This window comes from Streptomyces sp. NPDC001970, from assembly GCF_053594115.1.
The window spans coordinates 100,707-127,060 of record NZ_JBSFDW010000012.1; the positions used below are offsets into that span (position 1 = coordinate 100,707).

Consider the following 26,354-nt stretch of genomic DNA (forward strand, 5'->3'; position numbering starts at 1 on the left):
AGGCGTACATGACCATCATCGACAAAACAGCGGATGTACCCGCTCCGCGCGGGAGCGACGAGAACGAAGGCCCGTTGCTCGAGGTCCGCGACCTGCACGTGGAGTTCCACACCCGTGACGGCGTCGCCAAGGCCGTCAACGGCGTGAACTACTCGGTGAGCGCCGGCGAGACCCTCGCCGTGCTCGGTGAGTCCGGCTCCGGCAAGTCCGTGACCGCCCAGGCGATCATGGGCATCCTGGACATGCCTCCGGGGCGCATCCCCAAGGGCGAGATCCTCTTCCGCGGCGCGGACATGCTCAAGATGTCCGCCGAGGAGCGCCGTATGCTCCGCGGCCGCAAGATGGCGATGATCTTCCAGGACGCGCTGTCGTCGCTGAACCCGGTGCTCTCCGTGGGCTATCAGCTCGGCGAGATGTTCCGGGTGCACCACGGCCTGTCCAAGAAGGAAGCCAAGGCCAAGTCCATCGAGCTGATGGACCGGGTCAAGATCCCGGCCGCCGCGGCCCGGGTCAACGACTACCCGCACCAGTTCTCCGGCGGTATGCGTCAGCGCATCATGATCGCCATGGCGCTGGCGCTGGAGCCGGACCTGATCATCGCGGACGAGCCGACCACCGCGCTCGACGTGACCGTCCAGGCGCAGGTCATGGATCTGCTCGCGGAGCTGCAGCGCGAGTACAACATGGGTCTGATCCTGATCACCCACGACCTCGGCGTCGTCGCCGACGTCGCGGACAAGATCGCCGTGATGTACGCGGGACGGATCGTCGAGACCGCGCCCGTGCACGAGCTCTACAAGCGCCCGGCCCACCCGTACACCCGGGGTCTGCTCGACTCGATCCCGCGCCTGGACCAGAAGGGCCAGGAGCTGTACGCGATCAAGGGTCTGCCGCCCAACCTGACGCGTATCCCGACCGGTTGTGCGTTCAACCCGCGCTGCCCGAAGGCCGACGACATCTGCCGTACGGAGATCCCGGCTCTGCACCCGGTGACCGAGCAGGACGGCACCGAGCTGCCCGGCCGCGGAAGCGCGTGCCACTACTGGAAGGAGACGATCCATGGCTGAGCTCAGCAAGAACGATGAGGCCGTGGACGCGACCCCGAACGTCACCGAGGTCGAGACGGTCGACGCGGCCACCGAGGCGGAGGCCGTGGCCGCCCTCGATGCGCCGGTGGACCGCGGTGAGCCGATCCTCCAGGTGCGCAATCTGGTCAAGCACTTCCCGCTGACCCAGGGCATCCTCTTCAAGAAGAAGGTCGGCGCGGTCAAGGCCGTGGACGGGATCTCCTTCGACCTCTACCAGGGCGAGACCCTCGGCATCGTGGGCGAGTCCGGCTGTGGCAAGTCCACGGTCGCCAAGCTGCTGATGTCGCTGGAGACGGCGACGGCCGGCGAGGTCTTCTACAAGGGCCAGGACATCACCCGGCTGTCCGGGCGGGCGCTGAAGGCGGTCCGCCGGAACATCCAGATGGTGTTCCAGGACCCGTACACCTCGCTCAATCCGCGTATGACGGTCGGCGACATCATCGGCGAGCCCTTCGACATCCACCCCGAGGTGGCTCCGAAGGGCGACCGGCGCCGCAAGGTGCAGGAGCTGCTGGACGTCGTCGGCCTGAACCCGGAGTACATCAACCGGTACCCGCACCAGTTCTCCGGCGGTCAGCGCCAGCGCATCGGCATCGCCCGCGGTCTTGCGCTCAACCCGGAGATCATCATCTGCGACGAGCCGGTCTCGGCGCTCGACGTCTCCGTGCAGGCACAGGTCATCAACCTGATGGAGAAGCTGCAGGACGAGTTCAACCTGTCCTACATCTTCATCGCGCACGACCTGTCGATCGTCCGGCACATCTCCGACCGGGTCGGCGTGATGTACCTCGGCAAGATGGCCGAGATCGGTACGGACACGCAGATCTACGACCACCCGACGCACCCCTACACCCAGGCGCTGCTGTCGGCGGTCCCCGTGCCCGACCCGTCGGCCCGCGAGGGTCGCGAGCGGATCATCCTCACCGGTGACGTCCCGTCGCCGGCGAACCCGCCGTCCGGCTGCCGCTTCCGCACCCGCTGCTGGAAGGCCGAGGAGAAGTGCGCCACCGAGGTTCCGCTGCTGGCGGTCCCGGAGTACTTCGTCGGTCAGGACACCCCGGCCGCGCACGAGTCGGCGTGCCACTTCGCCGAGGAGAAGGACGTCGTCCACGCGGTGTGATCCGCGCTCGCGCCCGTACGTCGTGAAGGCGCCCGGAACCCCTGGGGTTCCGGGCGCCTTCGCCGTTCCCGGGAGTCTCGGACGCGTCTCGGGCGCCCGTGTCGATAAGTCGTTGCCCGGCGCCCGGAGGCCGCGCCAGGGTGCACTCATGAACTCGACACCCGCGCTGCGTCGCGCCACCCCCGCCGACGCCCCCGCCGTCCACCGGCTCCTGAACGCCATCGACACGATCGAGATCGGGCACCCGGAGACCGACCTCCACACCGTCGAGGCGGACCTCGCGGGGACCGAGGCCTGGCTCGTCGAGGAGGGCGACGAGCCCGTTGCCTTCGGCATGGTCTGGCAGGAGACCGGGGAGCCCGTGGATCCCGACGCCCCCGGGAGGGAGCGGATCGAGGCCGATCTGTACGCGTTGCCGGGAAGGGCCGCGGCGACCGCGGCGCTCCTCGCGACGATGGAGGGCAGGGCCGCCGAGCTCGCGGCGGCGGCCGGGGCGACCCATGCGGTCGTTCACCTGGGCCTCTCCACGGCCACCAGCGTGGACACCGGGCAGGTGCGGTCCCGCGGCTGGCGGCCCGTACGCCGGTACAACGTGCTGACGCGCGAGGTCGACGGGGCCGACGTCGCGCAGGAGCCGCCCGCCGGGCCGGCGCTGCGTGAGTGCCGTACGGAGGACGACCGGCGCATCGCCCATGCCGTGCTGGAGGAAGCGTTCGCCGAGCACTACGACCATCGCGCACGTGCGTACGAGGCGTGGCTGGCGCGGATGGAGGAGAGCACGCCGATCGACTGGTCCCTCTGCTGGATCGCCCGCGAGGAGGGCGCGGGCGACGTGGCGGTGCTGCTGGCCCGCGACGACCGCGCCACCATGGGCTGGGTGCGCTCCCTCGGGGTGCTCCCCGCAGCCCGCGGGCGCGGCCTCGGCGCACTGCTGCTGCGGCAGGCGTTCGCCGAATTCGCCCGCCGGGGCCGGACGACCGTGGGGCTCGCGGTCGACACCGGAAACGCGACGGGTGCGCTTCGGTTGTACGAGCGGAGCGGGATGTCGCTCCACTACGCGGCGGACACCTGGGAGCTGACGCTGCCTCTGAAGCGGTGAACGGTGAACGGTGAGCGGTAGCCGGTCACCGGTACCGGTGGGTGGGTCCGGTGTCCGTGCTCGACCGCCGGACGGGCCTGGGAGAAGCCACCCGTGCCCCGCGGTCCCGGGCCCGGGCAGGGCGTAAGGGGAGTTCGAGGCGCGGGGGTGCGGGGGCGCGGCCCTCGGTACGGGGCTGAGGGCCTGCCCCCGGTCCGGTAAGGGGCGGGTGGGGAGAAGGCTCGCCGCAGGGGCACGTACCGGCGTTGCTGACGTGCAGTCTGTTCCCGTATGGGGTGATATGGGGATCTACGTATCACCCTCGCCCCGAGGAGGTACCCCATGCGCCGAGCCACGCACGCCAAGTGGACCGCATGCGCCGTCGCCACCGTGCTCGCCGCGACGGCCTGCGGCGGCGGGGGCGCCGGGGGCGGTGGCGGTGCCGACGGGATCGTGAGCTCCTCCTGGGGGGACCCGCAGAACCCGCTGGAGCCGGCGAACACGAACGAGGTCCAGGGCGGCAAGGTCCTCGACATGATCTTCCGGGGCCTCAAGCGCTACGACCCGAAGACCGGCGAGGCGCAGGACATGCTCGCCGAGAAGATCGAGACCAGCGACTCCACCAGCTTCACCGTCACCGTCAAGGACGGCTGGACCTTCTCCAACGGCGAGCCCGTCACCGCCCAGTCCTTCGTCGACGCCTGGAACTACGGCGCCCACCTCGAGAACAACCAGCGCAACGCCTACTTCTTCGGCTACATCGAGGGCTACGACCAGGTCCACCCCGAGTCCGGTGAACCCACCGCCGCGACGATGTCGGGCCTCGAGGTCACCGGTCCTCGGACCTTCACGGTCAAGCTCACCCAGAAGTTCTCCACCTGGCCCGAGACCCTCGGGTACGCCGCCTTCGCCCCGCTCCCGAAGGCCTTCTTCACCGATCACAGCGGGTGGCTCGCGAAGCCCGTCGGCAACGGTCCGTACGCCGTCGACTCGTACGCGAGGGGCTCCCAGATGTCCCTGCGCCGCTGGGACCAGTACCCCGGCGACGACAAGGCGCAGAACGGCGGCATCGACCTCAAGGTCTACACGGACAACAACACCGCCTACACCGACCTGACGGCCGGAAACCTCGACCTCGTCGACGACGTCCCCGCGTCCCAGCTCAAGAACGTCAAGACCGACCTCGGCGACCGGTACATCAACACCCCCGCCGGCATCATCCAGACCCTCGCCTTCCCCTACTACGACCCGGCCTGGAACAAGCCCGGCCAGGAGAAGGTCCGCAAGGGCCTGTCCATGGCGATCAACCGCGACCAGATCACCGACACGATCTTCCAGAGGACCCGCACCCCCGCCAAGGACTGGACGTCGCCCGTTCTCGGGGCGGACGGCGGCTTCGACGAGTCGCTCTGCGGCGACGCCTGCACGTACAACCCCGCCGAGGCCAAGAAGCTGATCGCGCAGGGCGGCGGACTCCCCGGTGGCCAGGTGAAGATCACGTACAACGCGGACTCCGGCTCGCACAAGGAGTGGGTGGACGCCGTCTGCAACTCCATCAACAACGCGCTGGGCAACGACAAGGCCTGCGTGGGCAACCCCGTCGGCACCTTCGCCGACTTCCGCAACCAGATCACCCAGTCCAAGCTGACCGGCCCCTTCCGGGCCGGCTGGCAGATGGACTACCCGCTCATCCAGAACTTCCTCCAGCCGCTCTACTACACCAACGCCTCCTCCAACGACGGCAAGTGGAGCAACGAGGAGTTCGACCGGCTCGTCGACGAGGCCAACGCCGAGTCCGACACGGCGAAGGCGATCGACACGTTCAAGCAGGCCGAAGGGGTCGTACGGGATCAGATGGCGGCGATTCCGCTCTGGTACCAGAACGGCAGCGCCGGCTACTCGGACCGGATCGGCAACGTCGCGCTGAACCAGTTCAGCGTCCCCGTCTACAACGAGATCAAGGTCAGCTGACGGCCGCCCGGCCGCTGTTCGCCCGGACCCGCACCCCCAGGAGCCCCCATGGGACGTTATGTGATCCGGCGTCTGCTCCAGATGATCCCCGTCTTCATCGGCGCGACGCTGCTGATCTTCCTGATGGTGAACGTGATGGGCGACCCCATCGCAGGGCTGTGCGGCGACCGCGAGTGCGACCCGGCGACAGCCGCCCAGCTGCGCAAGGAGTTCGGCCTCGACAAGCCCGTGTGGCAGCAATACCTGACCTACATGGGCAACGTCTTCACCGGGGACTTCGGCACCGCGTTCAACGGACAGCCCGTCACCGAGCTGATGGCCACGGCCTTCCCGGTCACCATCCGGCTCACCCTCGTCGCGATCTTCTTCGAGATCGTCATCGGCATCGGCCTGGGCGTGCTCACCGGACTGCGCCGCGGCCGCCCCGTCGACACCTCGGTCCTGCTGCTCACACTGGTGGTCATCTCCGTCCCCACCTTCGTCACCGGCCTGCTGCTCCAGCTGCTCCTCGGGGTGCAGTGGGGCTGGATCAGGCCCTCCGTCTCCTCCGAGGCGCCGCTCGGCGAACTCATCGTGCCGGGACTGGTCCTCGCCTCCGTGTCCCTCGCCTATGTGACCCGGCTGACGAGGACGTCCATCGCCGAGAACAAACGCGCCGACTACGTCCGCACGGCGATCGCCAAGGGACTGCCGCGCCACCGCGTCATCGGCCGCCATCTGCTGCGCAACTCGCTGATCCCCGTGGTCACCTTCATCGGCGCCGACATCGGCGCCCTGATGGGCGGTGCCATCGTCACCGAACGGATCTTCAACATCCATGGCGTCGGCTACCAGCTCTACCAGGGCATCCTCCGTCAGAACACCCAGACCGTCGTCGGCTTCGTGACCGTGCTGGTGCTGGTGTTCCTGGCGGTGAACCTGCTCGTCGACCTCCTGTACGCCGTACTCGACCCGAGGATCCGCTATGCCTGAGCCGCAGTACGAGGACGGGGGAGCCATCGCCCCGACCGGCGCCGGCGGCGCGATGGACCTCGCCACGAGCGAAGGCAGGACGCTGGAGCGGACCCCCGGCGGTCCGCCGGGCACAGGGCCGTCCGCGCTGCCTCCGTCAGCCGCCCCTGGCGGACGGGCCCGCAGCCTCTGGTCCGACGCCTGGCGCGATCTGTGCCGCAACCCCGTCTTCCTCGTCTCGGGGCTGGTCATCGTCTTCCTGGTGATCATCTCGATCTGGCCGTCGCTGATCGCCTCAGGCAATCCGCTCAGCTGCGACCTCGCCAAGGCCCAGGAGGGCTCGCAGCCGGGCCACCCCTTCGGCTTCGACGGCCAGGGCTGCGACGTGTACACCCGGGTCGTCTACGGCGCCCGTACCTCGGTGACCGTGGGCGTCTGCGCGACCGTCGGGGTGGCGCTCCTCGGGGCCGTACTCGGCGGGATCGCGGGGTACTTCGGAGGAGTCCCGGACTCGCTGCTGTCCCGCCTCACCGATGTCTTCTTCGCCATCCCGGTCGTCCTCGGCGGCCTGGTGCTGCTGTCCGTCGTCACCAGCAACACCGTCTGGCCGGTGATCGGCTTCATGGTGCTGCTCGGCTGGCCGCAGATCTCCCGCATCGCGCGCGGCGCGGTCATCACGGCCAAGCAGAACGACTACGTCCAGGCCGCGCGGGCCCTCGGTGCGTCCCACTCCCGGCTGCTGCTGCGGCACATCGCGCCGAACGCGGTGGCACCGGTCATCGTCGTGGCGACCATCGCGCTCGGCACGTACATCGCGCTGGAGGCGACCCTGTCGTACCTCGGTGTCGGGCTGCGGCCGCCCACCGTGTCGTGGGGCATCGAGATCTCCGCCGCGTCCCCGTACATCCGCAACGCCCCGCACATGCTGCTCTGGCCGGCCGGCGCGCTCGCCGTCACCGTGCTCGCGTTCATCATGCTCGGCGACGCGGTGCGCGACGCCCTCGACCCCAAGCTGCGCTGAGGAGGCGATGGCCGCGATGCTGCTCGAAGTGCGCGACCTGCACGTGGAGTTCCGGACCAGGGACGGGGTCGCCAAGGCCGTCAACGGTGTCACCTACGCGGTCGACGCGGGTGAGACGCTCGCCGTGCTCGGCGAGTCCGGCTCGGGCAAGTCCGTCACGGCGCAGGCCGTCATGGGCATCCTCGACATCCCGCCGGGCCGCATCACCGGCGGCGAGGTCCTCTTCCGGGGCCAGGACGTGCTGCGGCTCAAGGAGGAGGAGCGGCGGAAGATCCGCGGCGCCGGAATGGCGATGATCTTCCAGGACGCGCTGTCGTCCCTGAACCCGGTGCTGACCGTCGGCGACCAGCTCGGCGAGATGTTCACCGTGCACCGCGGGATGTCGCGGAAGGACGCCAGGGCCCGGGCGGTCGAGCTGATGGACCGGGTGCGGATCCCCGCGGCCAGGGAGCGGATCGGCCAGTATCCGCACCAGTTCAGCGGTGGTATGCGCCAGCGCATCATGATCGCCATGGCGCTGGCGCTGGAGCCGGACCTGATCATCGCGGACGAGCCGACCACCGCGCTCGACGTGACCGTCCAGGCGCAGGTCATGGAACTGCTCGCCGAGCTGCAGCGCGAGCTCAACATGGGGCTCATCCTCATCACGCACGACCTCGGCGTCGTCGCGGACGTCGCCGACCGGATCGCGGTGATGTACGCGGGCCGGATCGTCGAGACCGCGCCCGTCCACGACATCTACCGGGCGCCGGCCCATCCGTACACACGCGGACTCCTCGATTCCATCCCGCGCCTGGACCAGAAGGGCCAGGAGCTCTACGCGATCAAGGGCCTGCCGCCCAACCTCATGAACATCCCGTCCGGCTGCGCCTTCAACCCGCGCTGCCCGATGGCGCAGGAGGTGTGCTCGACGGACGAGCCGGAACTCTTCCTCGTGAACCGGGACCGGGCGAGCGCCTGCTTCTTCTGGAGGGAGTGTCTCCGTGGCTGAGCCGCTCATCGAGGCGCGCGACCTGTACAAGCACTATCCGCTCACGCGCGGGATCGTCTTCAGGAAGCAGGTGGGCGCGGTCAAGGCGGTCGACGGTGTCGACCTCGACCTCTTCCCCGGCGAGACTCTCGGCATCGTGGGCGAGTCGGGCTGTGGCAAGTCCACGCTCGCCAGGCTGCTGGTCAGTCTGGAGCGGCCGACGAGCGGGACGATCCGCTACAAGGGCGAGGACATCACCCGGCTGTCCGGGCGGGCGCTGAAGGCGGTCCGCCGGAACATCCAGATGGTGTTCCAGGACCCGTACACCTCGCTCAATCCGCGTATGACGGTCGGCGACATCATCGGCGAGCCGTACGAGATCCACCCCGAGGTGGCTCCGAAGGGCGACCGGCGCCGCAGGGTGCAGGAGCTGCTGGACGTCGTCGGCCTGAACCCGGAGTACATCAACCGGTACCCGCACCAGTTCTCCGGAGGTCAGCGCCAGCGCATCGGCATTGCCCGCGGTCTTGCGCTCAACCCGGAGATCATCGTCTGCGACGAGCCGGTCTCGGCGCTCGACGTGTCCGTGCAGGCGCAGGTCATCAATCTGATGGAGAAGCTGCAGGACGAGTTCAGCCTGTCGTACGTCTTCATCGCGCACGACCTGTCGATCGTCCGTCATATCTCCGACCGGGTGGGCGTGATGTACCTGGGCCGGATCGTGGAGATCGGCAAGGACGCGGAGATCTACGAGCATCCGACGCATCCGTACACACAAGCCCTGCTTTCGGCGGTGCCGGTGCCCGACCCGGAGGCGCGCGAGCACCGGGAGCGCGTCATCCTCACCGGCGACGTGCCCTCACCGACGAAGATCCCGTCCGGCTGCCGCTTCCGTACCCGCTGCTGGAAGGCGCAGGAGCGGTGCGCCCTCGAGGTGCCGGAGCTGGCGGTCCCGGCGGTCTTCCGGCTCACCGAAGGACCGGCGAAGCACGACTCGGCGTGCCACTTCGCGGAGGAGAAGCATGTGGTGCCCGGGGAGGGGGAGCAGCCGGGCGGGCCCGGACCCTCCGAGAGAGCATCTGATGAGGACTGCCCGCCCCGCACGACATCGCGAGGTCCCTCTCAGTGACAGCTCAGTGGCGGACCTGGGCGGCCTTCCGCAGGGCGTCCTGCCACCTCTGCCGGAAAGCGTCGAGCTCCTGCCGGTTCGCGTCGATGATCTTGTTCTGGTAGGTGGTCTCGACGGACTGCCAGACAGCCACATGGTCCACCTGCTGCCTGCACGTCACATCCGCCGCCGCGGTGGCGACCTCACGCGCCCTGGTCCTCTTTCGGACGGCGGAGTCCGCCCCGCCCTTCGACCACCAGGCCGGATCGCCCGCGGCGGCGCGCGGATCCGGGTAGGCGCAGCCCGCCTTCTTCATGCGGGCACTCCACTCGGCGTCCGCCGCCTTGGCGCGGCGGTCCGTCTCGGTGAGCTGCCGGCCTTGCTGTGCCGCCCGGCGGCATTCGACCCCTCGCCGCTGGGCAGGCCCAGCTTCTTCAGCGCCTCGCCACGGCAACCGCCGGGCCGCCGACGTCCGCTCAGCCGGTCCAGGCGCCAAGGCGCAAGCGCAGGCTCGGGCTCGGCCTCGCCGCCTGCCTGATCGTCTACCGTCACGTCCAACGCTCTGTCAGGGCCTCATGGCGCCACGCCGTCAGACCAGCCTCCGTGCCTCGGCCGTCGCACGGTGCAGGATCGCCAGCCGTGCCTTCTTCTCCGGAAGGAAGACCTCCGGGAGGTCGATCTCGGGCAGGACGATCTCCGGCCCGACCTCGAAGCCGGTACGGGCCAGCCGTTCGACCGCCTTGGCGTTGCGGATGTCCGGCTCGGCGACGATCCGCCGGACCTTCGGATCGGACAGGACGAATGCGGTGAGGACCGTCAGCATGGCCGCGGTGAATCCGGGCCGCGGCGTGCCCTGTGCGGGGCTGATCATCAGGTGTACGCCGATGTCGCCGGGCTCGGCGTCGTAGCACTCGCTGACGCGGTCGGCCTCCGGCTCGTAGGTCTGGAAGAGCATCGCGGGCCGGCCTTCGCACTCGACCAGCCACGCGTGGTGCGTGGTGAGGGAGTCCATGTGCCGGTAGATCTCCAGCACCTGCTCGCGGCTCGCCTCACCCATGCCCCAGAAGCGGGCGCGCTCCTCGGAGACCCAGGAGTGGACGGTGTCGACGTCGCGCTCCGGGTCCAGGGGGCGGACGCTCACCGTCCCGAAGCCGTCGACGGCCTTCTCGTACACGGCCTCAGTGGTCATGGTGGTGGATCTCCTCGGTGAGCTGCGCGAAGTCGGTGACGACGGGGACGAGTTCGCCGCGCAGCCACAGCGGCAGCTGGTCGCGGTGGTGGGCGTCGCCCGGGATGCCGCGGGCGCCCAGCGGGACCACCCAGAGGCTGTCGTCGCGCCGGGCGAGGTCCCACACATAGCGGGCGGCGGGACCGCGGGCACCGCGGTCCGTGACGCCGGGGACGCTGGACGTGGCGAGGACGCAGTCGTGGTCGCCGGCCATCCCGGGCCACTCCTCGTCCGCCGGCGGCAGCGCCTGCCAGGGTGCGAGCCGGTGCAGTTCGCCCCACGGGACCTCCCGCGGGTCCGCGGCGACCTCGTCGAGGGCCTGGCGGACGACCTCGGCGCGGTCGACGCCCGGCAGCAGCTCGGTCGTGAGCAGCCCCTCCAGCGCGTAGCCGACCTTCGCGACGAGGGCGAGCCAGGGCTGGAACACCGCGGGGTACGGCAGCGGTCCGGCGAGGGCCGCCAGTTCCGGGTGCGCGACGAGCCGCCGTACGACAGCGTGCCGCACCGCGGCATAGGCGGCGGCGACGGTGCTGTCGGCGTCCATCCGGCGGTCCCAGCGCAGCAGCCCCTCCCGCAGCCCGGCGGCGTCGGGAGCGAGCCCCTCGAGACCGGCGATCAGCTCCAGGAGCGGGCCGGCGGAGGCGAGATGGGTGTCCATGTGCACGGCCGCCATCTCCGGGGCGGTCCAGCCCTTCGACTCCCGCAGCAGCTCGGCGATGCGGTCCGCGCGGTGCGGGGGCGCGAACTCGACGCCGAGGGGCCCCGCGAGCCTGCGCTCGTTCGCCATGACGGCGAAGTCCTCGACCTCGGCGCGCGGCATCGGCTCGTACCAGCCCTGCCACTCGTGCCCCTGCTCCCATGCGGGCACGACCCGCAGCCGGTTGTCCCGGTGGCGCAGCGGCACCCGCCCGGCGGTGCGGTGCAGCAGCCCGCCGGAGGTGTCGGCGGCCTGTACGACGTTCACGGGCTCGACCCACTGCCCGAACGCCCGGTCCACGTCCGCGACGCTGCGCGCCCTGAGCAGCGCGGGGATCGCCGCGAAGCCGAGGTCGGCGGTGACGCGCGGGACGTAGCGCAGGCTGATGGCCTCCACGGTCTCGTCGCCGTCCGGCGCTGCGCCGGTGATCACAGGGCCGCGGTCCGTCTCGATCACCTCGACGGCGACCGGATCGCCGCCCGCCACCTCGACGGTCTCGGTGTGGTGCGTGGCCGGGCGCCAGCCGTCCGGGCCGAGCGCCTCGATCCCGTCGTCGTCCGTGCGCCGCAGCCGCTCCCGGTACAGATCCTGGTAGTCCGCCATCGCGTTGGTGATCGCCCAGGCGACGGTGCCGGTGTGGGCGAAGTGGGCGACGCCCGGGACGCCGGGGAAGGCCAGGCCGACGACGTCGTACTCGGGGCAGACCAGATGGACCTGCTGGTAGACGCCGGGGTCCTCGATGAAGCGGTGCGGGTCGCCCGCGATGATCGGGGCGCCGGTGCGGGTGCGGGTGCCCGGGACGAGCCAGCCGTTGGAGCCCGCGGTGCCGGGGCCGTCCATGGCGAAGAGGTCGATCGCCTCGTCGCCGAGCCGTCGCGCGACCTCCTCGCGCCACAGCTTGGTCGGGAAGCCTGCGAAGAGGATGTGCGTGGAGAGCCAGACCGCCAGCGGGGTCCAAGGGTTCCACACCCCCGGGGCCTGCCCGGCCTTCGCGAACTCGGGTGCGGCCGCCGCGCCTTCCGCGAGGCCGGCGCGGACCCCGTCGACGTACGCCCCGACCCAGTCGCGGGTCTCCGTGTCGAGCGCCTCGTAGCAACGCCGGGCCGTGTCGTCGAGCCGCACCTGACGGGCGAAGCGGTCCCAGGCGACGGCCTCCGGGCCCAGGAACGCGGCCGTGGTGCCCTGCGCCCGGTGCCGCTCGACCTCCAGCTGCCAGGCCCGGTCCACAGCCGCGTTGTGCCCTTGGGCGTAAGCGAGTTCGCTTGCGCTGCCCGCGCGCAGGTGCGGGATGCCCCATGCATCCCGGTGGACCTCGGTCCGCGTCGTCACGCCGCTCCTCCTTTAGGTTAGGCTTTCCTAACCTTAGCGGGGTCGACCTTACGTGAGGAGCACAGGGTGGGGCATGGCTGGGAGGGCGTGGTCCTCAAGCTGATGCGGGGCAAGGACTTCGCATTCACGGTGACCGGGTCGGAGCAGGTCACCGAGCGGTACCGTCGGGTCCGTCTCACCGACGGCGGCATGCTCGGCGCGACCGGAGTGCATCCGACGATGTGGGTGCGGCTCTGGTTCGACAACGGGGGCAAGCCGCACCAGCGTGCCTACACCCTGGTCGACCCCGACCCGGAGGCCGGCACCTTCGGCCTGGAGTTCGCCCTGCACGACGGGTGCGCGAGCGACTGGGCCCGCAAGGCCCAGCCGGGCGACACCATCGAGGCGACCGTCCAGGGCACCCGCTTCAGCGTGCCCGATCCGCTGCCGTCCCGGCTGCTCGTCATCGGCGACCCGGCCTCGCTGCCCGCGATCAATTCGCTGCTCGGCGCCATGCCGGAGACCGCAGCCACCATCTGGTTCGAGACGCCGCACGAATCCGACGCCGAACTTCCGATACGGACCGACCCCGCCCTCCACGATCTGCGCACGGTCCCGCGTCGCGACGCCGGGGCGCATCTGGTCGAGGAGGTGCGGGCCGCGCTGCCGGACCTGCTCGGGGACGACCCGGCGAAGGCGTATGTGTGGATCGCCTGCGACACGACGAGCACGCGTACCCTCACGTCCTACGTGCGCAAGGAGCTCGCCGTGCCCAAGGAGCGGGTGCACTCCCTGGGCTACTGGCGCGCGGCGTAGTCCGATAAGCGGTAATTGTCCGTCAAATTCGTTAACGCCCAGGCAACTCCACCGACGCAGCACCGATATACGAACGCGTCACGCTGAACTCCGTACGGCCGTGCGGGTGCCGTAGACCGGCCGGGACGCGCCAATCGCCCCGGCCGGTCGCCCGTCCGGCCCGCGGCCCCACGGCCCCGCCCCGCCCTACGCGCGGAACCGGCTCACGCGAAGCCTCGCCGGCGATCGGGGGTACGGGGCGCGGGTTCGGGGCGAAGCCCCGATGCGGGAAGGGGCGCGGCATGCGCTGTGTCGATGGGCGGCTCCGCCTCGCGGGCCCGCCGCAGACGCCCCCGACCCCACCCTGGCGCTAGCCCTGTCTCTGGGCCTGGTCCTGGCCCAGGCCCAACGACCGCCTGAGAAATTCCACCTGGAGCAGCAGCAGGTTCTCCGCGACCTGCTCCTGAGGGGTCATGTGGGTGACCCCACTTAGCGGAAGCAGTTCATGGGGGCGCCCCGCCGCCAGCAGGGCCGACGAGAGGCGGAGGCTGTGGGCCATCACCACATTGTCGTCCGCCAGGCCGTGGATGATCATCAGCGGCCTCGCCGTCTCCGCCGCCCCGCTCAGCCCGTCGTCCGTGACGAGTGAGTTCGCGGCGTACACCTCGGGCCGCTCGTCGGGCATCCCCAGATAGCGCTCGGTGTAGTGGGTGTCGTACAGCCGCCAGTCCGTGACCGGCGCTCCCGCGATCCCCGCGTGGAAGACGTCGGGGCGCCGCAGCACCGCCAGCGCGGCGAGGTAACCCCCGTACGACCAGCCCCGGATCGCCACCCGGTCGAGGTCGAGCGGGAAGCGGCCGGCGAGGTCCTGCAGCGCCTCGATCTGGTCGTCGAGCGTGAGCGTGAAGTCGTCCTTGATCGCCTTCTCCCACGCGGGGGAGCGGCCGGGGGAGCCCCGCCCGTCCGCGACGACCACCGCGAAGCCCTGGTCGGCGAACCACTGCGACGTGAGATGCGCATTGTGCGCGGCGACCACACGCTGTCCGTGCGGCCCGCCATAGGGATCCAGCAGCACCGGAAGCAGACCGTCCGACTCCCGGTGTCCGGAGGGCAGCAGCACGGCGCACGGAATACGCCGTGCGCCCCCCTCGGTGAGGTTGACGCGGGCGGACAGCACGGGTTCCTCCGCGTGCGAGGAGATCACGGCGAGCAGCTTCCCGTCCCGCAGCACCTGCACCGTCGAGCCGGTCGACTCCGGACTCGCCGAAGCGAGCACGGTCACCGCCCCGGACCGCACGGCGGAGTGCACCCCGACCTCCTCGGAGACGCGCTCGACGCCCAGCTCGTTGACCCGGTACACATGGATCTCGCCGGTCTCCGGCTCCGCCGCGTCCGCACCCGCCGACGCCGAGACCAGGACATCCGAATCCCCGATGTCCAGCACCGCCCGCAGATGCAACTGCGCCCCGGTCAGGGGCCGGTCGCCCACCGCCAGCACCCGCGCACCGCCCTCGTCGGCGATCCTCACCAGCCGCCCGTCGGGCGCCCACGCGGGAGCCCCTGACGGCAGTTCGATCCACACCGGGTCCTCGTCCACATGCACCGTGCGCGTCCCGCCCGTACCGGTGTCCACGCCGAGATACAGCGCCGTGCGTTGGTCCCGCGACTGCACGAGCAGCAGCGGAGCCCCGGACGGCGACCAGTGCACACGCGCCAGATACGGGTAGCGCGCCCGGTCCCAGGCGACCTCCGTGCGCTCCCCGTCGAGCCCGATCAGATACAGCCGCACGTCCGCGTCGGCCGTTCCCGCCGCCGGATACGCGACCGGCGCGGGCTCCCGGTCCGGATGCGCCGGGTCCGCCATCCACCACCGCTGTACGCGAGACTCGTCCACGCGCGCCACGAGCAGGCGGTCGCTCCCGGGCCCCCACCAGAACCCGCGCGTGCGGCTCATCTCCTCGGCCGCCAGGAACTCCGCCACGCCGTACGCCGTCTGCCCGTCCTCCGGCTCGGCGAGCGCGCGGTCCCCGTCCCCCTCGGCGCCGATCACCCGCAGCGCCCCCTGCGCCACGTACGCGACGTACCGACCGTCCGGTGAGGGCCGCGGGTCGATCACCGGCCCGGCGGCGGGCAGTTCCCGGGACGTGCCGGCCCGCAGCTCCGCCGTGAACAGCCGCCCGGACAGCGCGAAAGCCGCCAACTCCACCGCTTGGTCCACGGCATAGCCGACGATGCCCCCGGACCCCTCACGGCTGCGCTCCCGGCGCGCCCGCTCCTCGGCGGGCAACTCCTCGACGGCCCCGTGCAGCAGCGCCTCCGGATCGGCGGCGACGCGCTCATGCACCTCGCCTTCGAGGTCGAGCACCCAGAGCCGGTGGGCCCGTTCCGTCCCCGACGGGGAGCGGAGGAACACCACGCGGGAGCCGTCGGGCGCCACCGTGAACGCCCGCGGTGCGCCCAGAGCGAAGCGCTGAGTCCTGGCGTACTGGCGGGGGAAGGAGAGCGGGACGGAGGGTGGATCGGCGGGCGGATGGGGGAGCTGCTGCCTCGAGGTCATGTGGCCGAATCTAGTGCCGTGCGCCCCCGCGTGCTGCTGTGCACCGATCGATGCGTGGGTGTGGATAGTTATGATCCGTGTCGCCAGGTGGGTAGGAAACCTCCGGCACATGGGCACATGCCTGCTGACCGTTGCGGACCGAATATCTGTGGAGGTGAACCGCCGTGGCACTCTCGATTTCGGCGGTGGTGCTGCTGGCGATCATCGTCTTCCTTCTGGTCAAGAAATCGGGGCTCAAGGCCGGGCACGCGGCGGTGTGCATGCTGCTCGGGTTCTATCTGGCGAGCTCCTCCATCGCGCCCACGATCAGCGAGCTGACCACGAATGTCGCGGGCATGATCGGCGGCATCAAGTTCTAGAGCCGATCCGGTAGGCAGGGCCTGGCCCCGGGCCTCGTAGGCTGGGGCCATGACGGACCTGCCAGCCCGTCGTCTGCTCCTGGTGCACGCGCACCCCGACGACGAGTCGATCAACAACGGCGCCACCATGGCGCGGTACGCCGCCGAAGGCGCCCGCGTCACGCTGGTGACGTGCACCCTCGGCGAGGAGGGCGAGGTCATCCCGCCCGAGCTCGCCCATCTGGCCGCCGACAAGGAGGACAGCCTCGGCCCGCACCGGGTCGGTGAACTGGCCGCGGCCATGGCCGAGCTCGGCGTCACCGACCACCGCTTCCTCGGCGGCCCGGGCCGCTTCCGCGACTCCGGGATGATGGGTCTGCCGCACAACCGCCGCCCCGGCGCCTTCTGGAACACGGAGGTGGACGAGGCCGCCCCGTATCTCGTCGAGGTGATCCGTTCGGTACGGCCGCAGGTCCTCGTCACGTACGACCCCCGCGGCGGCTACGGCCACCCCGACCACATCCAGGCGCACCGCGTCGCGATGCGGGCGGCCGACCTCGCCGCCGAACCGGCCTTCCGGCGCGACCTCGGCAGCCCGCACACCATCGCCAAGATCTACTGGAACCGGGTGCCGCGCTCGGTCGCGGAGGAGGCCTTCGCGCACCTGCGGGCCGCCGACGGCCCTCACGCCTTCCCCGGAATCGCGGACATCGGTGACATCCCGGGCGTCGTGGACGATGCGGAGATCACCACCGAGATCGACGGCACCGCGTACGCCGGCCGGAAGTCCGCCGCGATGCGCGCCCACGCCACCCAGATCGCGGTGGACGGCCCGTTCTTCGCACTCTCCAACGACCTCGGCCAGCCGGTGTTCATCACCGAGTACTACCAGTTGGTGCGTGGCGAATCCGGCGCACCGGCCGGTGCGCGCGAGCACGACCTGTTCGAAGGGATGGCCTCATGACCGAGCCCGGAGCCTGGATGACCAAGCCCCCGAAACCCGGACGTATCGCCGCATACCTCGGCCTCGCGGTGCTCGGCCTCGTCGTCGGGACCGCCGGCTCGCTGGTCCAAGCCGCCTGGTTCCCGGTCGGGTTGCTGCTGGCACTGCTCGGCGCCGCGGGGCTCTTCTACGGCGGGATGCGCGCCACCGGCACCCAGCTGGGGGCGGTCGCACCGGCCGCCGGCTGGATCGTCGCGGTGCTGCTGCTGAGCGCCGGACGGCCGGAGGGTGACGGCCTCTTCGCCGGCGGGATCGGTGAGATCGTCTTCCTGCTGGGTGGAATGGTGGTCGTTGTGATCTGCGCCACCATGGCGCGCCTGCCGCAACCAGGCGGTCGAACAGGCCGACTTGGCACGTGACGTGTCCCGTCTCAGGCCGAAATGACCATGCCATGACCACGCCCCGCGGAGCGCATGCGGAGCACCGCTTCCCGCAGTCGCCGGGTGCGGATCGGCGGCGGCCAGTATGGTGGTGCGCGCCGCCGAGCCGCCCGCAGCAGTGGAAACAGTAAGAACGGGCGGCGGAGCCGATCGGGAGAACCTGCATTGAGTCGTGAAACTGACAGTTCGTCCTCCGGCCCCCAGGGGCGTGGCGGAGCCGCGTACCCGTCGGGGACGCCGCCGTACGGATCCCGCCAGTATCCGTCGCTGCATCCCACGCAGGACGCTCCGGACGAGAGAGCCGAGCCTGCGGCCCCTCCGCAGCCGGACGAGCCCAGGACCGAGACCACGCTGACCACGCGTATCCGGATCAACATCCCGGGCTCGCGGCCCATTCCGCCGGTCGTCATGCGTACGCCGATGAACGATGTGAACGCGCGGGAGAACGCGTCCGGCGCCGCGGGTGCGAACAGTACGAACGGCGCGAACGGCGCCAAGGACGCAAAGGGTGAGCGGCCCGCCGAACGTACGGGCAGCACTCCGCGGCCCTCGGCCACCACCCGGCCGCCGACCGCTCCTGCTCCGCGCGAGGATGCCCCGGCCGCGCCGGAGAGGCCGGCCGAGGAGAAGACGAGCGACTGGTTCGCGCCGCGCAAGGCGCCGGCGCCTTCGCCGGCCCCTGCACCGTCCGCTCCCGAGACGCCGAGCGGAGCCGGCGCGCCGCGCACGCCCGGTCTGCCGACCAGGCCCGGCGGTACGGGCGCCCCGAGCGCGCCCACCGGGCCGGGCGCCCCTGCCCCGCGTTCCGGCGGCTCGCTCAGCGACCTCGCGGCGAACGCGGACGGCCCCGGACCCGGCCGGTCCACGCCTCAGTTCGGGCTGCGCCCGCCAGGGGGTTCCCCCACGCCGCAGGGCGTAGGGGGCGCACAGGGCCCCGCCGGCCCCACGGCCGGTCCGGTCACCGGCACTTCGCCGTTCGCCCCGGGCGGTGGCGGCGTCGGCGGCGGGCCGCGGATGAGCGACGACACGGCCGTACTGACTCCGCAGAAGCCCGCGCCCGATCAGGGGCATGGTCCGTCCGGCCCGGGGCCCCTCGTGCCCGGTCCCTCGGTCCCCGGTGCCAATGTCTCGGGCGACACGCTCACGAGCGGCATCCCGGTGGTCCCGCCGGAGCGCCGCTCACCCTTCGCGCCCCCGGTACCGGGCGGCCCGTCGGTCGGCCCGGACGGCGGCCCGTGGCCCTCGTCCGGCCCGGGTGTGGACTTCTCGGCGCCCGACTTCCCCGGCCCGGCGGGCCCGGCGCACCGCCCGCCCGGCTCCTCGCCGTCCCCGTCGGCCGGTGCTCACGCCGGCGCGCCGTCGTCCTCGTCGCGTCCCGCACGGAAGAAGGGCCGGTCCAAGCCGGTCCTCGCCGGCGCGGCCGTGTTCGGACTGCTCGGGGTCGCGTACTGCGCCGGCCTGCTGCTCAACCACTCCGAGGTCCCCAAGGGCACCACCGTCCTCGGCGTCGACATCGGCGGCGGCACCAAGGAGGACGCGGTCGCCAAGCTCGACGCCGCCCTCGGCGAGCGCGCCGCCGCCCCGCTCCGGCTCGCGGTGGGCGCCAAGAACGAGCAGCTCGCCCCGGACAAGGCGGGCCTCTCCCTCGACAGTCAGGCGACCGTCCGGGACGCCGCCGGCAGTGACTACAACCCGGTCTCGGTCATCGGCTCCCTCTTCGGCGGCGAGCGGGTGGCCCAGCCGGTCATCCCGGTCGACGAGGAGAAACTCCAGGTCGCGCTGACCGATCTGGCGGGCACCTCCGGCTCGGCCACCGAGGGCACGATCCGGTTCGAGCCGGGCAAGGCCGTCGCCGTACCGGGCAAGGCGGGACAGACGCTGGACGTCCAGCAGTCGATGATCTCGGTCAAGGACGCGTACCGCGCCCAGGTCGAGACGGGCAGGACGAACGAGGTCGAACTGCCCCTCGGCATCCGCCAGCCCACCATCACCAAGGCCGAACTGGACCGGGCGATGAAGGACTTCGCCGAGCCCGCGATGTCCGACCTGGTCACGATCAAGGCGGGCGGCAAGGAGATCAAGTTCGGCCCCGCCCGGTCGCTCCCGCAGATCCTGTCCATGAAGCCGATCAACGGCCGGCTCGTCGAGGTCTACGACAGGAAGGCCATCGAGGAGCTCCTGGACGGCGTCTTCGACGGCATCCTGATCACCAAGGGCGACGGCAAGCAGCACCCGGTCTCCGCCGCCGACGTCGCCTCCGCGATGCAGAAGGCGCTGCTCGGCAAGACCGCGGCCGAGCGGACCCAGACGATCGAGCTCAACCCGCAGGGCTGACGCGCGGTCGGGCTTCGCCCGGCGCAGCCGCTACCGAGAGCCCCCGCCCGACCACGGGCGGGGGCTCTCGGGCATGCGGGCTCCGGGTCACCCGAGTACATTCAGGGCCGGGGAATGCGGACGAATCGGGAGTGATCCGTCATGACTGCCACGATGCATGCCGTACGAGCCCACGAGCGCGGCGGCCCCGAACGGTTCGCGTACGAGTCGGCCCCGCGCCCCGAACCCGCTCCCGGCGAAGTGCTCGTCGCCGTGTGCGCCGCGTCGATCACCGCCGGCGAACTCGACTGGGACGCGACCTGGACCGACAGGCTCGACGGGACGGGGCACGACCGTACGCCCACGGTCCCGTCGCACGAGGTCTCGGGCATCGTGGCCGCGCTCGGCGGCGGGGTGACCGATCTCGAGGTCGGCGACGAGGTCTACGGGCTGATCCCGTTCACGCACGACGGTGCGGCCGCCGAGTACGTCACCGTTCAGGCGGACATGCTAGCCGCCAAGCCGGAGACACTGGACCACGACAGCGCCGCGGCCGTCCCGCTCGCCGCCCTCACCGTCTGGCAGGCGCTCGTCGACCACGCCGGACTGCAGCCCGGGCAGCATGTGCTCGTGCACGGCGGCGCGGGAGGCGTCGGCACCTTCGCCGTACAGATCGCCGCGGCGCTCGGCGCGCGGGTGACGGCCACCGCCTCGGCGCGCGACAAGGACTTCGTCACCGGCCTCGGTGCCCAGCAGGTCATCGACTACCGGAACGAACGCTTCGAGGACCTGGTGCACGACGCCGACGTGGTGCTCGACCTCGTCGGCGGCGAGACGCTGGACCGCTCCTGGGGTTCGGTGCGGCGCGGCGGAATCGTGATCAGCATCGTGGAGCCGCCGGATCCGGAGAAGGCCGCCGCCCACGGCGCGCGCGGAGTGTTCTTCATCGTCGAACCCGACCGGCCCGGTCTCCTGGCCGTCGAGGAACTGATCGACACCGGCAAGCTCAAGCCCATCGTGGACCGCGTCGTACCGTTCACCGAGACGCGAGCCGCCTACGAGGCGCTCGTGACGGAGCACCCGCGCGGCAAGGTCGTCCTGCACGTCGACCGACCGTGACGACCGGCGTGGCCTCCCACCGGAACCGCGGCGACCGTTCCATGGCGAGGAGGCAGCCGGCCAGCACTGCCAGGGCGACGCCGGTGTTGCCGAGGATGGACCAGGTCGTCTGCCTGTGCGGCGAAGCCACCAGCAGCCAGGCGGGAATTCCTGCGGTGGGTCCTCGCCCACGGCGTCGGACCACCAGGCCGATGCCGCCGTCCCGGTGCCCGAGGCGCGGAGGAGCCGGGGAGGCAGGAGAGCCCGGGTGAGCCGGGAAGACGGGTGAACGGGTAGCCGCTACAGGCCGGCACCAGCGCCAGTGCCAGCACCGGCACGACCACCAGCACCACGTCCGCGACCTCGGCGGGCTGCGAGGCGGTCATCTCCTCCGGTGCCGTCCCGGTCGCCTGGGACACGGTGGCGGCCACGCCCCACCACCCAGCCACAGATCGGTCTCGACCGGGACGGGGCCGGCCGTGTTCACACGGATCCCGCGATCGCCCACCTCCTTGGACACGGCCTTGCCACGCCCACGTTGTTCACGAGGATGTCCATCCGGTCCCCGGCCGCGGCGACCAGCTGCCCGACGGCCTCCGCCTCGGCAGTTGCGCGTGCCGGCCACCACCTGCGCGCCCTCGGCGGCCAGGGCCTTCACGATCGCGAGCCCGATGGCCTTGCTCGCTCCGGTGGCCATGGCCACGCGAACCTTCAGCGGAAGAACCAGGAGGTGTGAGCAGGACCGCGGAACTCACCACCGGCCCCCGTACCGCGCCCGCTTCGCCTGGAGCCACGCCCGTACCTCCTCCGCCTCCTCGGCGGAGGCCACCCGTAGGTCCCGGGCGTTGATCGTGGCCACGAAGTGCACGAACCGCACCCGCCGGTGCTCGCCCTCCACCCCGATGACCTTGCCGGGCCCGTAGACGTCGGTGCCCGTGTGGGCGACGAAGACGCCTTCTCCGTACGGCGTGTGCATGCGCGCGGACCTTTCGCTCTGTGTGTCGAACCGATCACAGAGTGGGGTGGGCGGCGCTACGCTCGGTAGGGGTTTGCACGTGACAACGCGACCGGCACAAAGGGGAGTTGCCGATGGCTATCGAGGACAACCCGCAGTCCCGTACGAAGTACGGCGAGGAGTTGAAGCGCCGCCGCGAGTCGGCCGGGCTCACACAGGAGGAGCTGAGCGAACGTGCGGTCATGTCCCGCACGCACATCGCCCACATCGAGGCCGGCCGCCGCCGCCCGGACGTGGCGGACGCACGCCGGCTGGACCAGGTGCTGGGGACGGGGGGCTTCTTCGAGCGGTTCCTGCCGGCGCTGGACGGGAGGGCGGTGGCGGAACACTTCGCGGAGGCGCTGGAGTTCGAGGGGCAGGCCACGGAGATCCGCGAGTACGCCCCCAAGTTGGTTCCGGGCATCCTCCAGACGGAGGCGTACGCACGCGAGGTACTGGGCTCCGGCCATCCACCCAAGAGCGACGAGGAACGTGACAAGCTCCTCGCCACACGCCTGGAGCGCGCCCACATCCTCGACAAATTCGACTCACCCGTCGTGTGGACGATGCTGGACGAGGCGGTGCTGCGGCGCCCGATCGGCGGACCGGCCGTCATGTGCGAGCAGCTCAGGCACATCCTGGCGTTGGGGGAGAGTCGCCGTATCCGCGTGCATGTTCTCCCGTATGAGGTCGGGGCTCACGCGCTGCTGGAGGGCTTCGTCTCGCTCATGCGGTTCGACGACGTTCCGGCGATCGCCTATGTGGAGGGCTTGAAGTCGGGCAGGGTCTGGGAACTTCCGTCCGTGGTACGCCAGATCCAGGAGGTCTACGATCATGCCCTGGGCGACGCGCTGTCGCACCGCAAGTCCCTGGCGCTGATCAGGTCCGTCGCGGAGGAGTACGAGCATGAAGCGCACTGAACACCTGGCGGGTTGGCGGAAGTCCAGCTACAGCGGCGGCAGCAGCGGCGAATGCCTCGAGGTCAACGACTTTCACCCCACGGCGATCCCGGTCCGTGACAGCAAGCGACCCCACGGCCCCGCGCTTCGCTTCGCCCCGGCCGTCTGGACCGCCTTCGTATGCTCCCTCAAGGGCGGCAAGTCCGGACGTGGTTGAGCTGTAACCGACGATCGAGCCGTACGAGAAAGGCATGCTCGACGTCGGCGACAGCAACCTCGTGTACTGGGAGGCCTGCGGCAATCCCGAGACGGCAAACCCGCTCTCGTCGTCCACGGCGGTCCGGGGGTCAGGGTGCGTCCCCGGCATGCGCCGGTTCTTCGACCCGGACCGGTACCGGCTGATCCTGTTCGACCAGCGCGGCTGCGGACGCAGCACCCCGCATGCGAGCGATCCCGCGACCGACATGCGGCACAACACCACCCAGCACCTGATGACCGACATGGATCGGCTGCGGGCAGACTTGGGCGTCGATCGCTGGCTGCTGCACGGCGGAGCGTGGGGCTCCACCCTGATCCTGGCCTACGCCGAGCAGCACCCCGAGCGGGTGTCCGAGATCGTCATTGCCGGTGTCACCACGACCCGGCGTTCGGAGACCGACTGGCTCTACCGCGGCGTCGGCCGTTTCTTCCCCGAACAGTGGGAGCGCTTCCTCGCCGGTGCCCCCGGCACACCCCATCGTCTGACGCTTGACCTGACGGCCATCATGGCGACGCACGAATACCCCCGTATGCGGATGTACGAGTCCAAGGGGTGGCGTGCGGAAACGGGTTGTGCCCTTCAGGCCATCGGCCAGTCCCCGTGGTGCGGGCGACCGCCAACTCGGCGGCAGCGCAGGTCGGCCCGAGCGAGCACGTCGACGGACGGCACGGTCCAGTTCAGCCCGGTTCAGTGCAGATTGGTTCAGTTCAGATCGGTTCAGCGTCATTCGGCCAATTCGGCTCGGCCCGAGGCTCGGCCCGGGGCTCGGCTGAGCCGCGGCCGGCTCGGCTCAGTTCAGCATCGACCGCGCCGCGTGCGCCCGGCGTCTGATCCTCGCCGCCGTCGCCGGCTCGACCGCGGAGACGATGTCCGCGTACGCGTCCATCTCCGCCGCGCCCGCGAGGAACTCGCCGCGCTGGACGAGGAGCTGGGCGCGCTCGAAGCGGAGACGGGCCGGATGGGAGGGGAGGAGGAGGGAGAGGTCGACGGCCCACAGCGCCACGTCCGTACGCTCCGGCCGGGCGGCGGCCCACGCGCGGATGTTGTTGAGGATCCGCAGGACGATCTCCAGCGGGTCCGTCGGGACCAGCATCGACGGGTCGAGCGCCTCGCCCGTCGCGCCCACGACGAGAAGCTCCGCGTCCGAACCGGTCAGCAGGCGCCCGCCCGCGAAGGGGTCCGCGAGGACGGGCTTCGCCGGGTCGCCGAAGCCGACGACGAAGTGGCCGGGGAGCGAGACACCGTACACGTGCGCCCCCGCCCGGCGGGCCACCTCGAGCCAGACGACGGAGAGCAGGATCGGCAGGCCGCGTCGGCGCTGCAGGACGTGGTGGAGCAGGGACGACTCCAGGCGCTGGTAGCAGCCGGGCGTGCCGTGGAAGCCGCAGCGGTCCCCGAGCAGCCCGGCCAGTGCCGTCACCCAGGACTCCGGCCCGCTGATGCCGTACGGCACCAGGCCCGCCAGCCGGTCCAGCTCGATCTCGGCGGCGTCGATCCCCGCCTCGTCCAGCGTCGCGTCGGCCTCCGTGCCCACGAGCAGGCACAGCTTCGCCAGGTCGGGCCGCGCGGAGCGTGCCTCCTCGGCGAACCGGCGGCGCCAGTGGCGTGTGGCGTCGGGATGCGGCGGGTGCATATGCGTCTCGTACCCGCTCAGGAAGATCGGGAGTATCGGAAATGGTGATAGAGGTGATGGATCGCGAAACCCGTCCCCTCGTACAGGGCACGCGCACCGCCGTTGTCCGACTCGACCTGAAGCCACGCCGCCGATGCGCCCTCCTCCATGGCCCGCCGCGCGAGTGCCGCCATCACGGCCGTCGCCAGGCCCTGCCTGCGCTGCTCCGGAGCCACCTCCACGGCCATGAATCCCGCCCAGCGACCGTCGACCACACAGCGACCGATCGCTGCGGGCGTATCGCCCTCGCCGGGCACGGTGGCAAACCACACCGAGGGGCCGCTGGACAGGACCTTCAACACATGTGGGCCGGGCATAGCGAACCGCTGGTAGCGCCGGAGCCACGCATCGTCGACCGTTCGTCCGAGCCGCACCCGCGACACATCGGCATCCACGTCCCCGACCGGCGCGAGCCCGCCCGTCCGCAGCTCCGCCGTCACCTCGCGCTGCCAGCCGAGCCGTTCCAGCTCCGCGCAGAGCGCCTCCTGGGTGCCCTCCGCCCCGGTCGCGGTCTGGACGTATGCCGGAAGGCCGCGCTCCGCGTACCAGGCCCGCACCTGCGTCAGCGCATCGTCCAGCGGCACCCCGGGATCCCCGAGGGGCAGCACCGAATTCGCCCGCCTCGTGAACCCGGACGCCGCCCGCAGCACCCACTCCCCGAGCGGCTCGCTCTCCACCGGCTGCCACGCCCGCGCCGACACCCGCGCCAGTTCCTCGAAGGACGCCGCGGGACCCCGTCGGCGGGCCGGTGCGGAAGGGACCACCTTGCCCGCGACCAGCGAAGATTCCGGGATACGGACGCTTTCCCCGGTCCTCCGTGTGATCAGCAGCACACCCTCGTTCCATGATGTGAGAACGCCGACCGTGTCGGTGAACTTCTCCGACGCGGGCCCGGTGTCGGCGAGCCGCCGTACGGAAACGCGTTTTCCCACGTCAGAGGGGGTGATTCGGATCTCCATGCGTCCGCCTGCGGTGAATTCCACAGCTCAGTCCTCCCCTCCTGTTCGGATCATCCCCAGGAACGGAGATACTAGGTGCGGGCATCGACGACGCCGCGCTCCCGCGCAGCCCCGCGGCGAGCCGCAGATCGGACGCCGCGCCCTACCGAGGAGGAACGACAGCGTGACCTACGTCATCGCGCAGCCTTGTGTCGACGTCAAGGACAAGGCGTGCATCGAGGAGTGCCCCGTCGACTGCATCTACGAGGGCCAGCGGTCCTTGTACATCCACCCGGACGAATGCGTCGACTGCGGAGCATGTGAGCCGGTCTGCCCGGTTGAGGCGATTTTCTACGAGGACGACACTCCCGAGGAGTGGAAGGACTACTACAAGGCGAACGTCGAGTTCTTCGACGAGCTCGGTTCGCCCGGTGGCGCGTCCAAGCTGGGTCTGATCGAGCGCGACCACCCCTTCATCGCCGCTCTGCCGCCGCAGAACGGCTGATCGCGTCACCTCGGTCCCGTACGGTTCGTCCGCCGTACGGGGCCGTGGCTTTTTGTACGCACG

General features: G+C 71.0%; 24 protein-coding genes and 1 pseudogene. 18 read left to right on the plus strand and 7 right to left on the minus strand.

The genetic code is table 11. From position 1 onward, the window contains the following. The first annotated feature begins 8 nt into the window (after positions 1 to 8). The 8 genes from ACWCP0_RS17205 (at position 9) to ACWCP0_RS17240 (ending at position 9,328) form a co-directional block, all read left to right on the plus strand. A complete protein-coding gene (locus ACWCP0_RS17205) occupies positions 9 to 1,067 on the plus strand; it encodes an ABC transporter ATP-binding protein (protein WP_451079626.1) in 1,059 nt (352 codons plus the stop codon). Next, positions 1,060 to 2,208: an ABC transporter ATP-binding protein gene (locus ACWCP0_RS17210; protein WP_451079627.1), complete on the plus strand. Its 1,149-nt coding sequence runs from the start codon at positions 1,060 to 1,062 to the stop codon at positions 2,206 to 2,208. Before ACWCP0_RS17205 ends, ACWCP0_RS17210 begins: the two co-directional genes overlap by 8 nt. A 148-nt stretch (positions 2,209 to 2,356) precedes the next feature. Then, positions 2,357 to 3,307 (plus strand): GNAT family N-acetyltransferase, encoded by a 951-nt coding sequence (locus tag ACWCP0_RS17215; RefSeq protein ID WP_451079628.1) that lies wholly within the window; start codon positions 2,357 to 2,359, stop codon positions 3,305 to 3,307. Positions 3,308 to 3,628: 321 nt separating this feature from the next. Next, entirely contained in the window at positions 3,629 to 5,257 is a 1,629-nt protein-coding gene (locus ACWCP0_RS17220; RefSeq protein WP_451079629.1) for a peptide ABC transporter substrate-binding protein, read from the plus strand. A gap of 48 nt (positions 5,258 to 5,305) precedes the next feature. Then, positions 5,306 to 6,229 (plus strand): ABC transporter permease, encoded by a 924-nt coding sequence (locus ACWCP0_RS17225; RefSeq protein ID WP_351226248.1) that lies wholly within the window; start codon positions 5,306 to 5,308, stop codon positions 6,227 to 6,229. After that, positions 6,222 to 7,229 (plus strand): ABC transporter permease, encoded by a 1,008-nt coding sequence (locus tag ACWCP0_RS17230; RefSeq protein WP_451079630.1) that lies wholly within the window; start codon positions 6,222 to 6,224, stop codon positions 7,227 to 7,229. The genes ACWCP0_RS17225 and ACWCP0_RS17230 overlap by 8 nt, the downstream gene beginning before the upstream one ends. Before the next feature lie 16 nt (positions 7,230 to 7,245). Further along, on the plus strand, positions 7,246 to 8,220 hold the full coding sequence (locus tag ACWCP0_RS17235; protein ID WP_451079708.1) for an ABC transporter ATP-binding protein: 975 nt from the start codon (positions 7,246 to 7,248) through the stop codon (positions 8,218 to 8,220). Next, positions 8,213 to 9,328: an ABC transporter ATP-binding protein gene (locus tag ACWCP0_RS17240; RefSeq protein ID WP_451079631.1), complete on the plus strand. Its 1,116-nt coding sequence runs from the start codon at positions 8,213 to 8,215 to the stop codon at positions 9,326 to 9,328. The genes ACWCP0_RS17235 and ACWCP0_RS17240 overlap by 8 nt, the downstream gene beginning before the upstream one ends. Positions 9,329 to 9,332: 4 nt before the next feature. On the opposite strand, the gene ACWCP0_RS17245 is transcribed toward ACWCP0_RS17240, so the two are convergent. The 3 genes from ACWCP0_RS17245 to ACWCP0_RS17255 all read right to left on the minus strand — a co-directional run bounded on the left by ACWCP0_RS17245 (position 9,333) and on the right by ACWCP0_RS17255 (position 12,561). Beyond that, entirely contained in the window at positions 9,333 to 9,623 is a 291-nt protein-coding gene (locus tag ACWCP0_RS17245) for a hypothetical protein (protein WP_451079632.1), read from the minus strand. A 273-nt stretch (positions 9,624 to 9,896) separates the two neighbouring features. Continuing rightward, positions 9,897 to 10,496 carry a GNAT family N-acetyltransferase gene (locus ACWCP0_RS17250; protein ID WP_451079633.1) on the minus strand — a complete coding sequence of 200 codons (600 nt, stop codon included), beginning with the start codon at positions 10,494 to 10,496 and terminating at the stop codon, positions 9,897 to 9,899. Beyond that, entirely contained in the window at positions 10,486 to 12,561 is a 2,076-nt protein-coding gene (locus ACWCP0_RS17255; RefSeq protein ID WP_451079634.1) for a penicillin acylase family protein, read from the minus strand. Before ACWCP0_RS17255 ends, ACWCP0_RS17250 begins: the two co-directional genes overlap by 11 nt. 66 nt (positions 12,562 to 12,627) lie before the next feature. Between ACWCP0_RS17255 and ACWCP0_RS17260 the strand changes: the two genes are divergently transcribed. After that, positions 12,628 to 13,356, plus strand: coding sequence for a siderophore-interacting protein (locus tag ACWCP0_RS17260; protein WP_451079635.1), 729 nt, complete (start codon positions 12,628 to 12,630; stop codon positions 13,354 to 13,356). 349 nt (positions 13,357 to 13,705) lie between these two features. On the opposite strand, the gene ACWCP0_RS17265 is transcribed toward ACWCP0_RS17260, so the two are convergent. Continuing rightward, complete coding sequence (locus ACWCP0_RS17265) at positions 13,706 to 15,892, minus strand: alpha/beta fold hydrolase (protein ID WP_451079636.1); 2,187 nt, start codon at positions 15,890 to 15,892, stop codon at positions 13,706 to 13,708. A gap of 164 nt (positions 15,893 to 16,056) precedes the next feature. On the opposite strand from ACWCP0_RS17265, the gene ACWCP0_RS17270 reads away from it, so the two are divergent. From ACWCP0_RS17270 to ACWCP0_RS17290, 5 genes are all read left to right on the plus strand, one after another. Beyond that, positions 16,057 to 16,251, plus strand: coding sequence for a hypothetical protein (locus tag ACWCP0_RS17270; RefSeq protein WP_242329672.1), 195 nt, complete (start codon positions 16,057 to 16,059; stop codon positions 16,249 to 16,251). A 49-nt stretch (positions 16,252 to 16,300) separates the two neighbouring features. Then, on the plus strand, positions 16,301 to 17,194 hold the full coding sequence (gene mshB, locus ACWCP0_RS17275; RefSeq protein ID WP_451079637.1) for an N-acetyl-1-D-myo-inositol-2-amino-2-deoxy-alpha-D-glucopyranoside deacetylase: 894 nt from the start codon (positions 16,301 to 16,303) through the stop codon (positions 17,192 to 17,194). Continuing rightward, positions 17,191 to 17,592, plus strand: coding sequence for a DUF6113 family protein (locus ACWCP0_RS17280; RefSeq protein WP_451079638.1), 402 nt, complete (start codon positions 17,191 to 17,193; stop codon positions 17,590 to 17,592). The genes mshB and ACWCP0_RS17280 overlap by 4 nt, the downstream gene beginning before the upstream one ends. 186 nt (positions 17,593 to 17,778) lie before the next feature. Beyond that, on the plus strand, positions 17,779 to 19,947 hold the full coding sequence (locus ACWCP0_RS17285; protein WP_451079639.1) for a hypothetical protein: 2,169 nt from the start codon (positions 17,779 to 17,781) through the stop codon (positions 19,945 to 19,947). Positions 19,948 to 20,088: 141 nt separating this feature from the next. Next, the gene (locus ACWCP0_RS17290; RefSeq protein ID WP_451079640.1) at positions 20,089 to 21,045 is read left to right on the plus strand and encodes an NADP-dependent oxidoreductase; all 957 of its coding nucleotides are present in this window, start codon (positions 20,089 to 20,091) and stop codon (positions 21,043 to 21,045) included. Between the two features lie 730 nt (positions 21,046 to 21,775). Here the strand turns inward: ACWCP0_RS17290 and ACWCP0_RS17295 are convergent. Then, positions 21,776 to 22,000, minus strand: coding sequence for a hypothetical protein (locus tag ACWCP0_RS17295; RefSeq protein WP_451079641.1), 225 nt, complete (start codon positions 21,998 to 22,000; stop codon positions 21,776 to 21,778). A 113-nt stretch (positions 22,001 to 22,113) separates the two neighbouring features. On the opposite strand from ACWCP0_RS17295, the gene ACWCP0_RS17300 reads away from it, so the two are divergent. From ACWCP0_RS17300 to ACWCP0_RS17310, 3 genes and pseudogenes are all read left to right on the plus strand, one after another. Beyond that, entirely contained in the window at positions 22,114 to 22,938 is an 825-nt protein-coding gene (locus ACWCP0_RS17300) for a helix-turn-helix domain-containing protein (protein WP_451079642.1), read from the plus strand. Then, positions 22,925 to 23,134 (plus strand): DUF397 domain-containing protein, encoded by a 210-nt coding sequence (locus tag ACWCP0_RS17305; protein ID WP_451079643.1) that lies wholly within the window; start codon positions 22,925 to 22,927, stop codon positions 23,132 to 23,134. Before ACWCP0_RS17300 ends, ACWCP0_RS17305 begins: the two co-directional genes overlap by 14 nt. A gap of 34 nt (positions 23,135 to 23,168) precedes the next feature. Further along, positions 23,169 to 23,643, plus strand: a pseudogene (locus tag ACWCP0_RS17310) (alpha/beta fold hydrolase); the annotation flags it as partial. Between the two features lie 323 nt (positions 23,644 to 23,966). Here ACWCP0_RS17310 and ACWCP0_RS17315 read toward each other — a convergent pair. Then, positions 23,967 to 24,809, minus strand: coding sequence for a transglutaminase family protein (locus tag ACWCP0_RS17315; protein WP_451079644.1), 843 nt, complete (start codon positions 24,807 to 24,809; stop codon positions 23,967 to 23,969). A gap of 17 nt (positions 24,810 to 24,826) precedes the next feature. Beyond that, on the minus strand, positions 24,827 to 25,831 hold the full coding sequence (locus ACWCP0_RS17320) for a GNAT family N-acetyltransferase (RefSeq protein ID WP_451079645.1): 1,005 nt from the start codon (positions 25,829 to 25,831) through the stop codon (positions 24,827 to 24,829). 139 nt (positions 25,832 to 25,970) lie between these two features. Here ACWCP0_RS17320 and fdxA point away from each other — a divergent pair, with 139 nt between their 5' ends. Continuing rightward, positions 25,971 to 26,291, plus strand: a complete 321-nt coding sequence (gene fdxA / locus ACWCP0_RS17325; protein ID WP_010474859.1) for a ferredoxin — start codon at positions 25,971 to 25,973, stop codon at positions 26,289 to 26,291. Positions 26,292 to 26,354: the final 63 nt, after the last annotated feature.

What these genes read in the sequence shown, in the direction of transcription:
- ACWCP0_RS17205 (WP_451079626.1), top strand. Translation starts at nt 9, where the DNA reads ATGACCATCATCGACAAAACAGCGGATGTACCCGCTCCGCGCGGGAGC.
- ACWCP0_RS17210 (WP_451079627.1), top strand. Translation starts at nt 1,060, where the DNA reads ATGGCTGAGCTCAGCAAGAACGATGAGGCCGTGGACGCGACCCCGAAC.
- ACWCP0_RS17215 (WP_451079628.1), top strand. Translation starts at nt 2,357, where the DNA reads ATGAACTCGACACCCGCGCTGCGTCGCGCCACCCCCGCCGACGCCCCC.
- ACWCP0_RS17220 (WP_451079629.1), top strand. Translation starts at nt 3,629, where the DNA reads ATGCGCCGAGCCACGCACGCCAAGTGGACCGCATGCGCCGTCGCCACC.
- ACWCP0_RS17225 (WP_351226248.1), top strand. Translation starts at nt 5,306, where the DNA reads ATGGGACGTTATGTGATCCGGCGTCTGCTCCAGATGATCCCCGTCTTC.
- ACWCP0_RS17230 (WP_451079630.1), top strand. Translation starts at nt 6,222, where the DNA reads ATGCCTGAGCCGCAGTACGAGGACGGGGGAGCCATCGCCCCGACCGGC.
- ACWCP0_RS17235 (WP_451079708.1), top strand. Translation starts at nt 7,246, where the DNA reads ATGCTGCTCGAAGTGCGCGACCTGCACGTGGAGTTCCGGACCAGGGAC.
- ACWCP0_RS17245 (WP_451079632.1), bottom strand. Translation starts at nt 9,623, where the DNA reads ATGAAGAAGGCGGGCTGCGCCTACCCGGATCCGCGCGCCGCCGCGGGC.
- ACWCP0_RS17250 (WP_451079633.1), bottom strand. Translation starts at nt 10,496, where the DNA reads ATGACCACTGAGGCCGTGTACGAGAAGGCCGTCGACGGCTTCGGGACG.
- ACWCP0_RS17265 (WP_451079636.1), bottom strand. Translation starts at nt 15,892, where the DNA reads ATGACCTCGAGGCAGCAGCTCCCCCATCCGCCCGCCGATCCACCCTCC.
- mshB (WP_451079637.1), top strand. Translation starts at nt 16,301, where the DNA reads ATGACGGACCTGCCAGCCCGTCGTCTGCTCCTGGTGCACGCGCACCCC.
- ACWCP0_RS17280 (WP_451079638.1), top strand. Translation starts at nt 17,191, where the DNA reads ATGACCGAGCCCGGAGCCTGGATGACCAAGCCCCCGAAACCCGGACGT.
- ACWCP0_RS17290 (WP_451079640.1), top strand. Translation starts at nt 20,089, where the DNA reads ATGACTGCCACGATGCATGCCGTACGAGCCCACGAGCGCGGCGGCCCC.
- ACWCP0_RS17295 (WP_451079641.1), bottom strand. Translation starts at nt 22,000, where the DNA reads ATGCACACGCCGTACGGAGAAGGCGTCTTCGTCGCCCACACGGGCACC.
- ACWCP0_RS17300 (WP_451079642.1), top strand. Translation starts at nt 22,114, where the DNA reads ATGGCTATCGAGGACAACCCGCAGTCCCGTACGAAGTACGGCGAGGAG.
- ACWCP0_RS17305 (WP_451079643.1), top strand. Translation starts at nt 22,925, where the DNA reads ATGAAGCGCACTGAACACCTGGCGGGTTGGCGGAAGTCCAGCTACAGC.
- ACWCP0_RS17315 (WP_451079644.1), bottom strand. Translation starts at nt 24,809, where the DNA reads ATGCACCCGCCGCATCCCGACGCCACACGCCACTGGCGCCGCCGGTTC.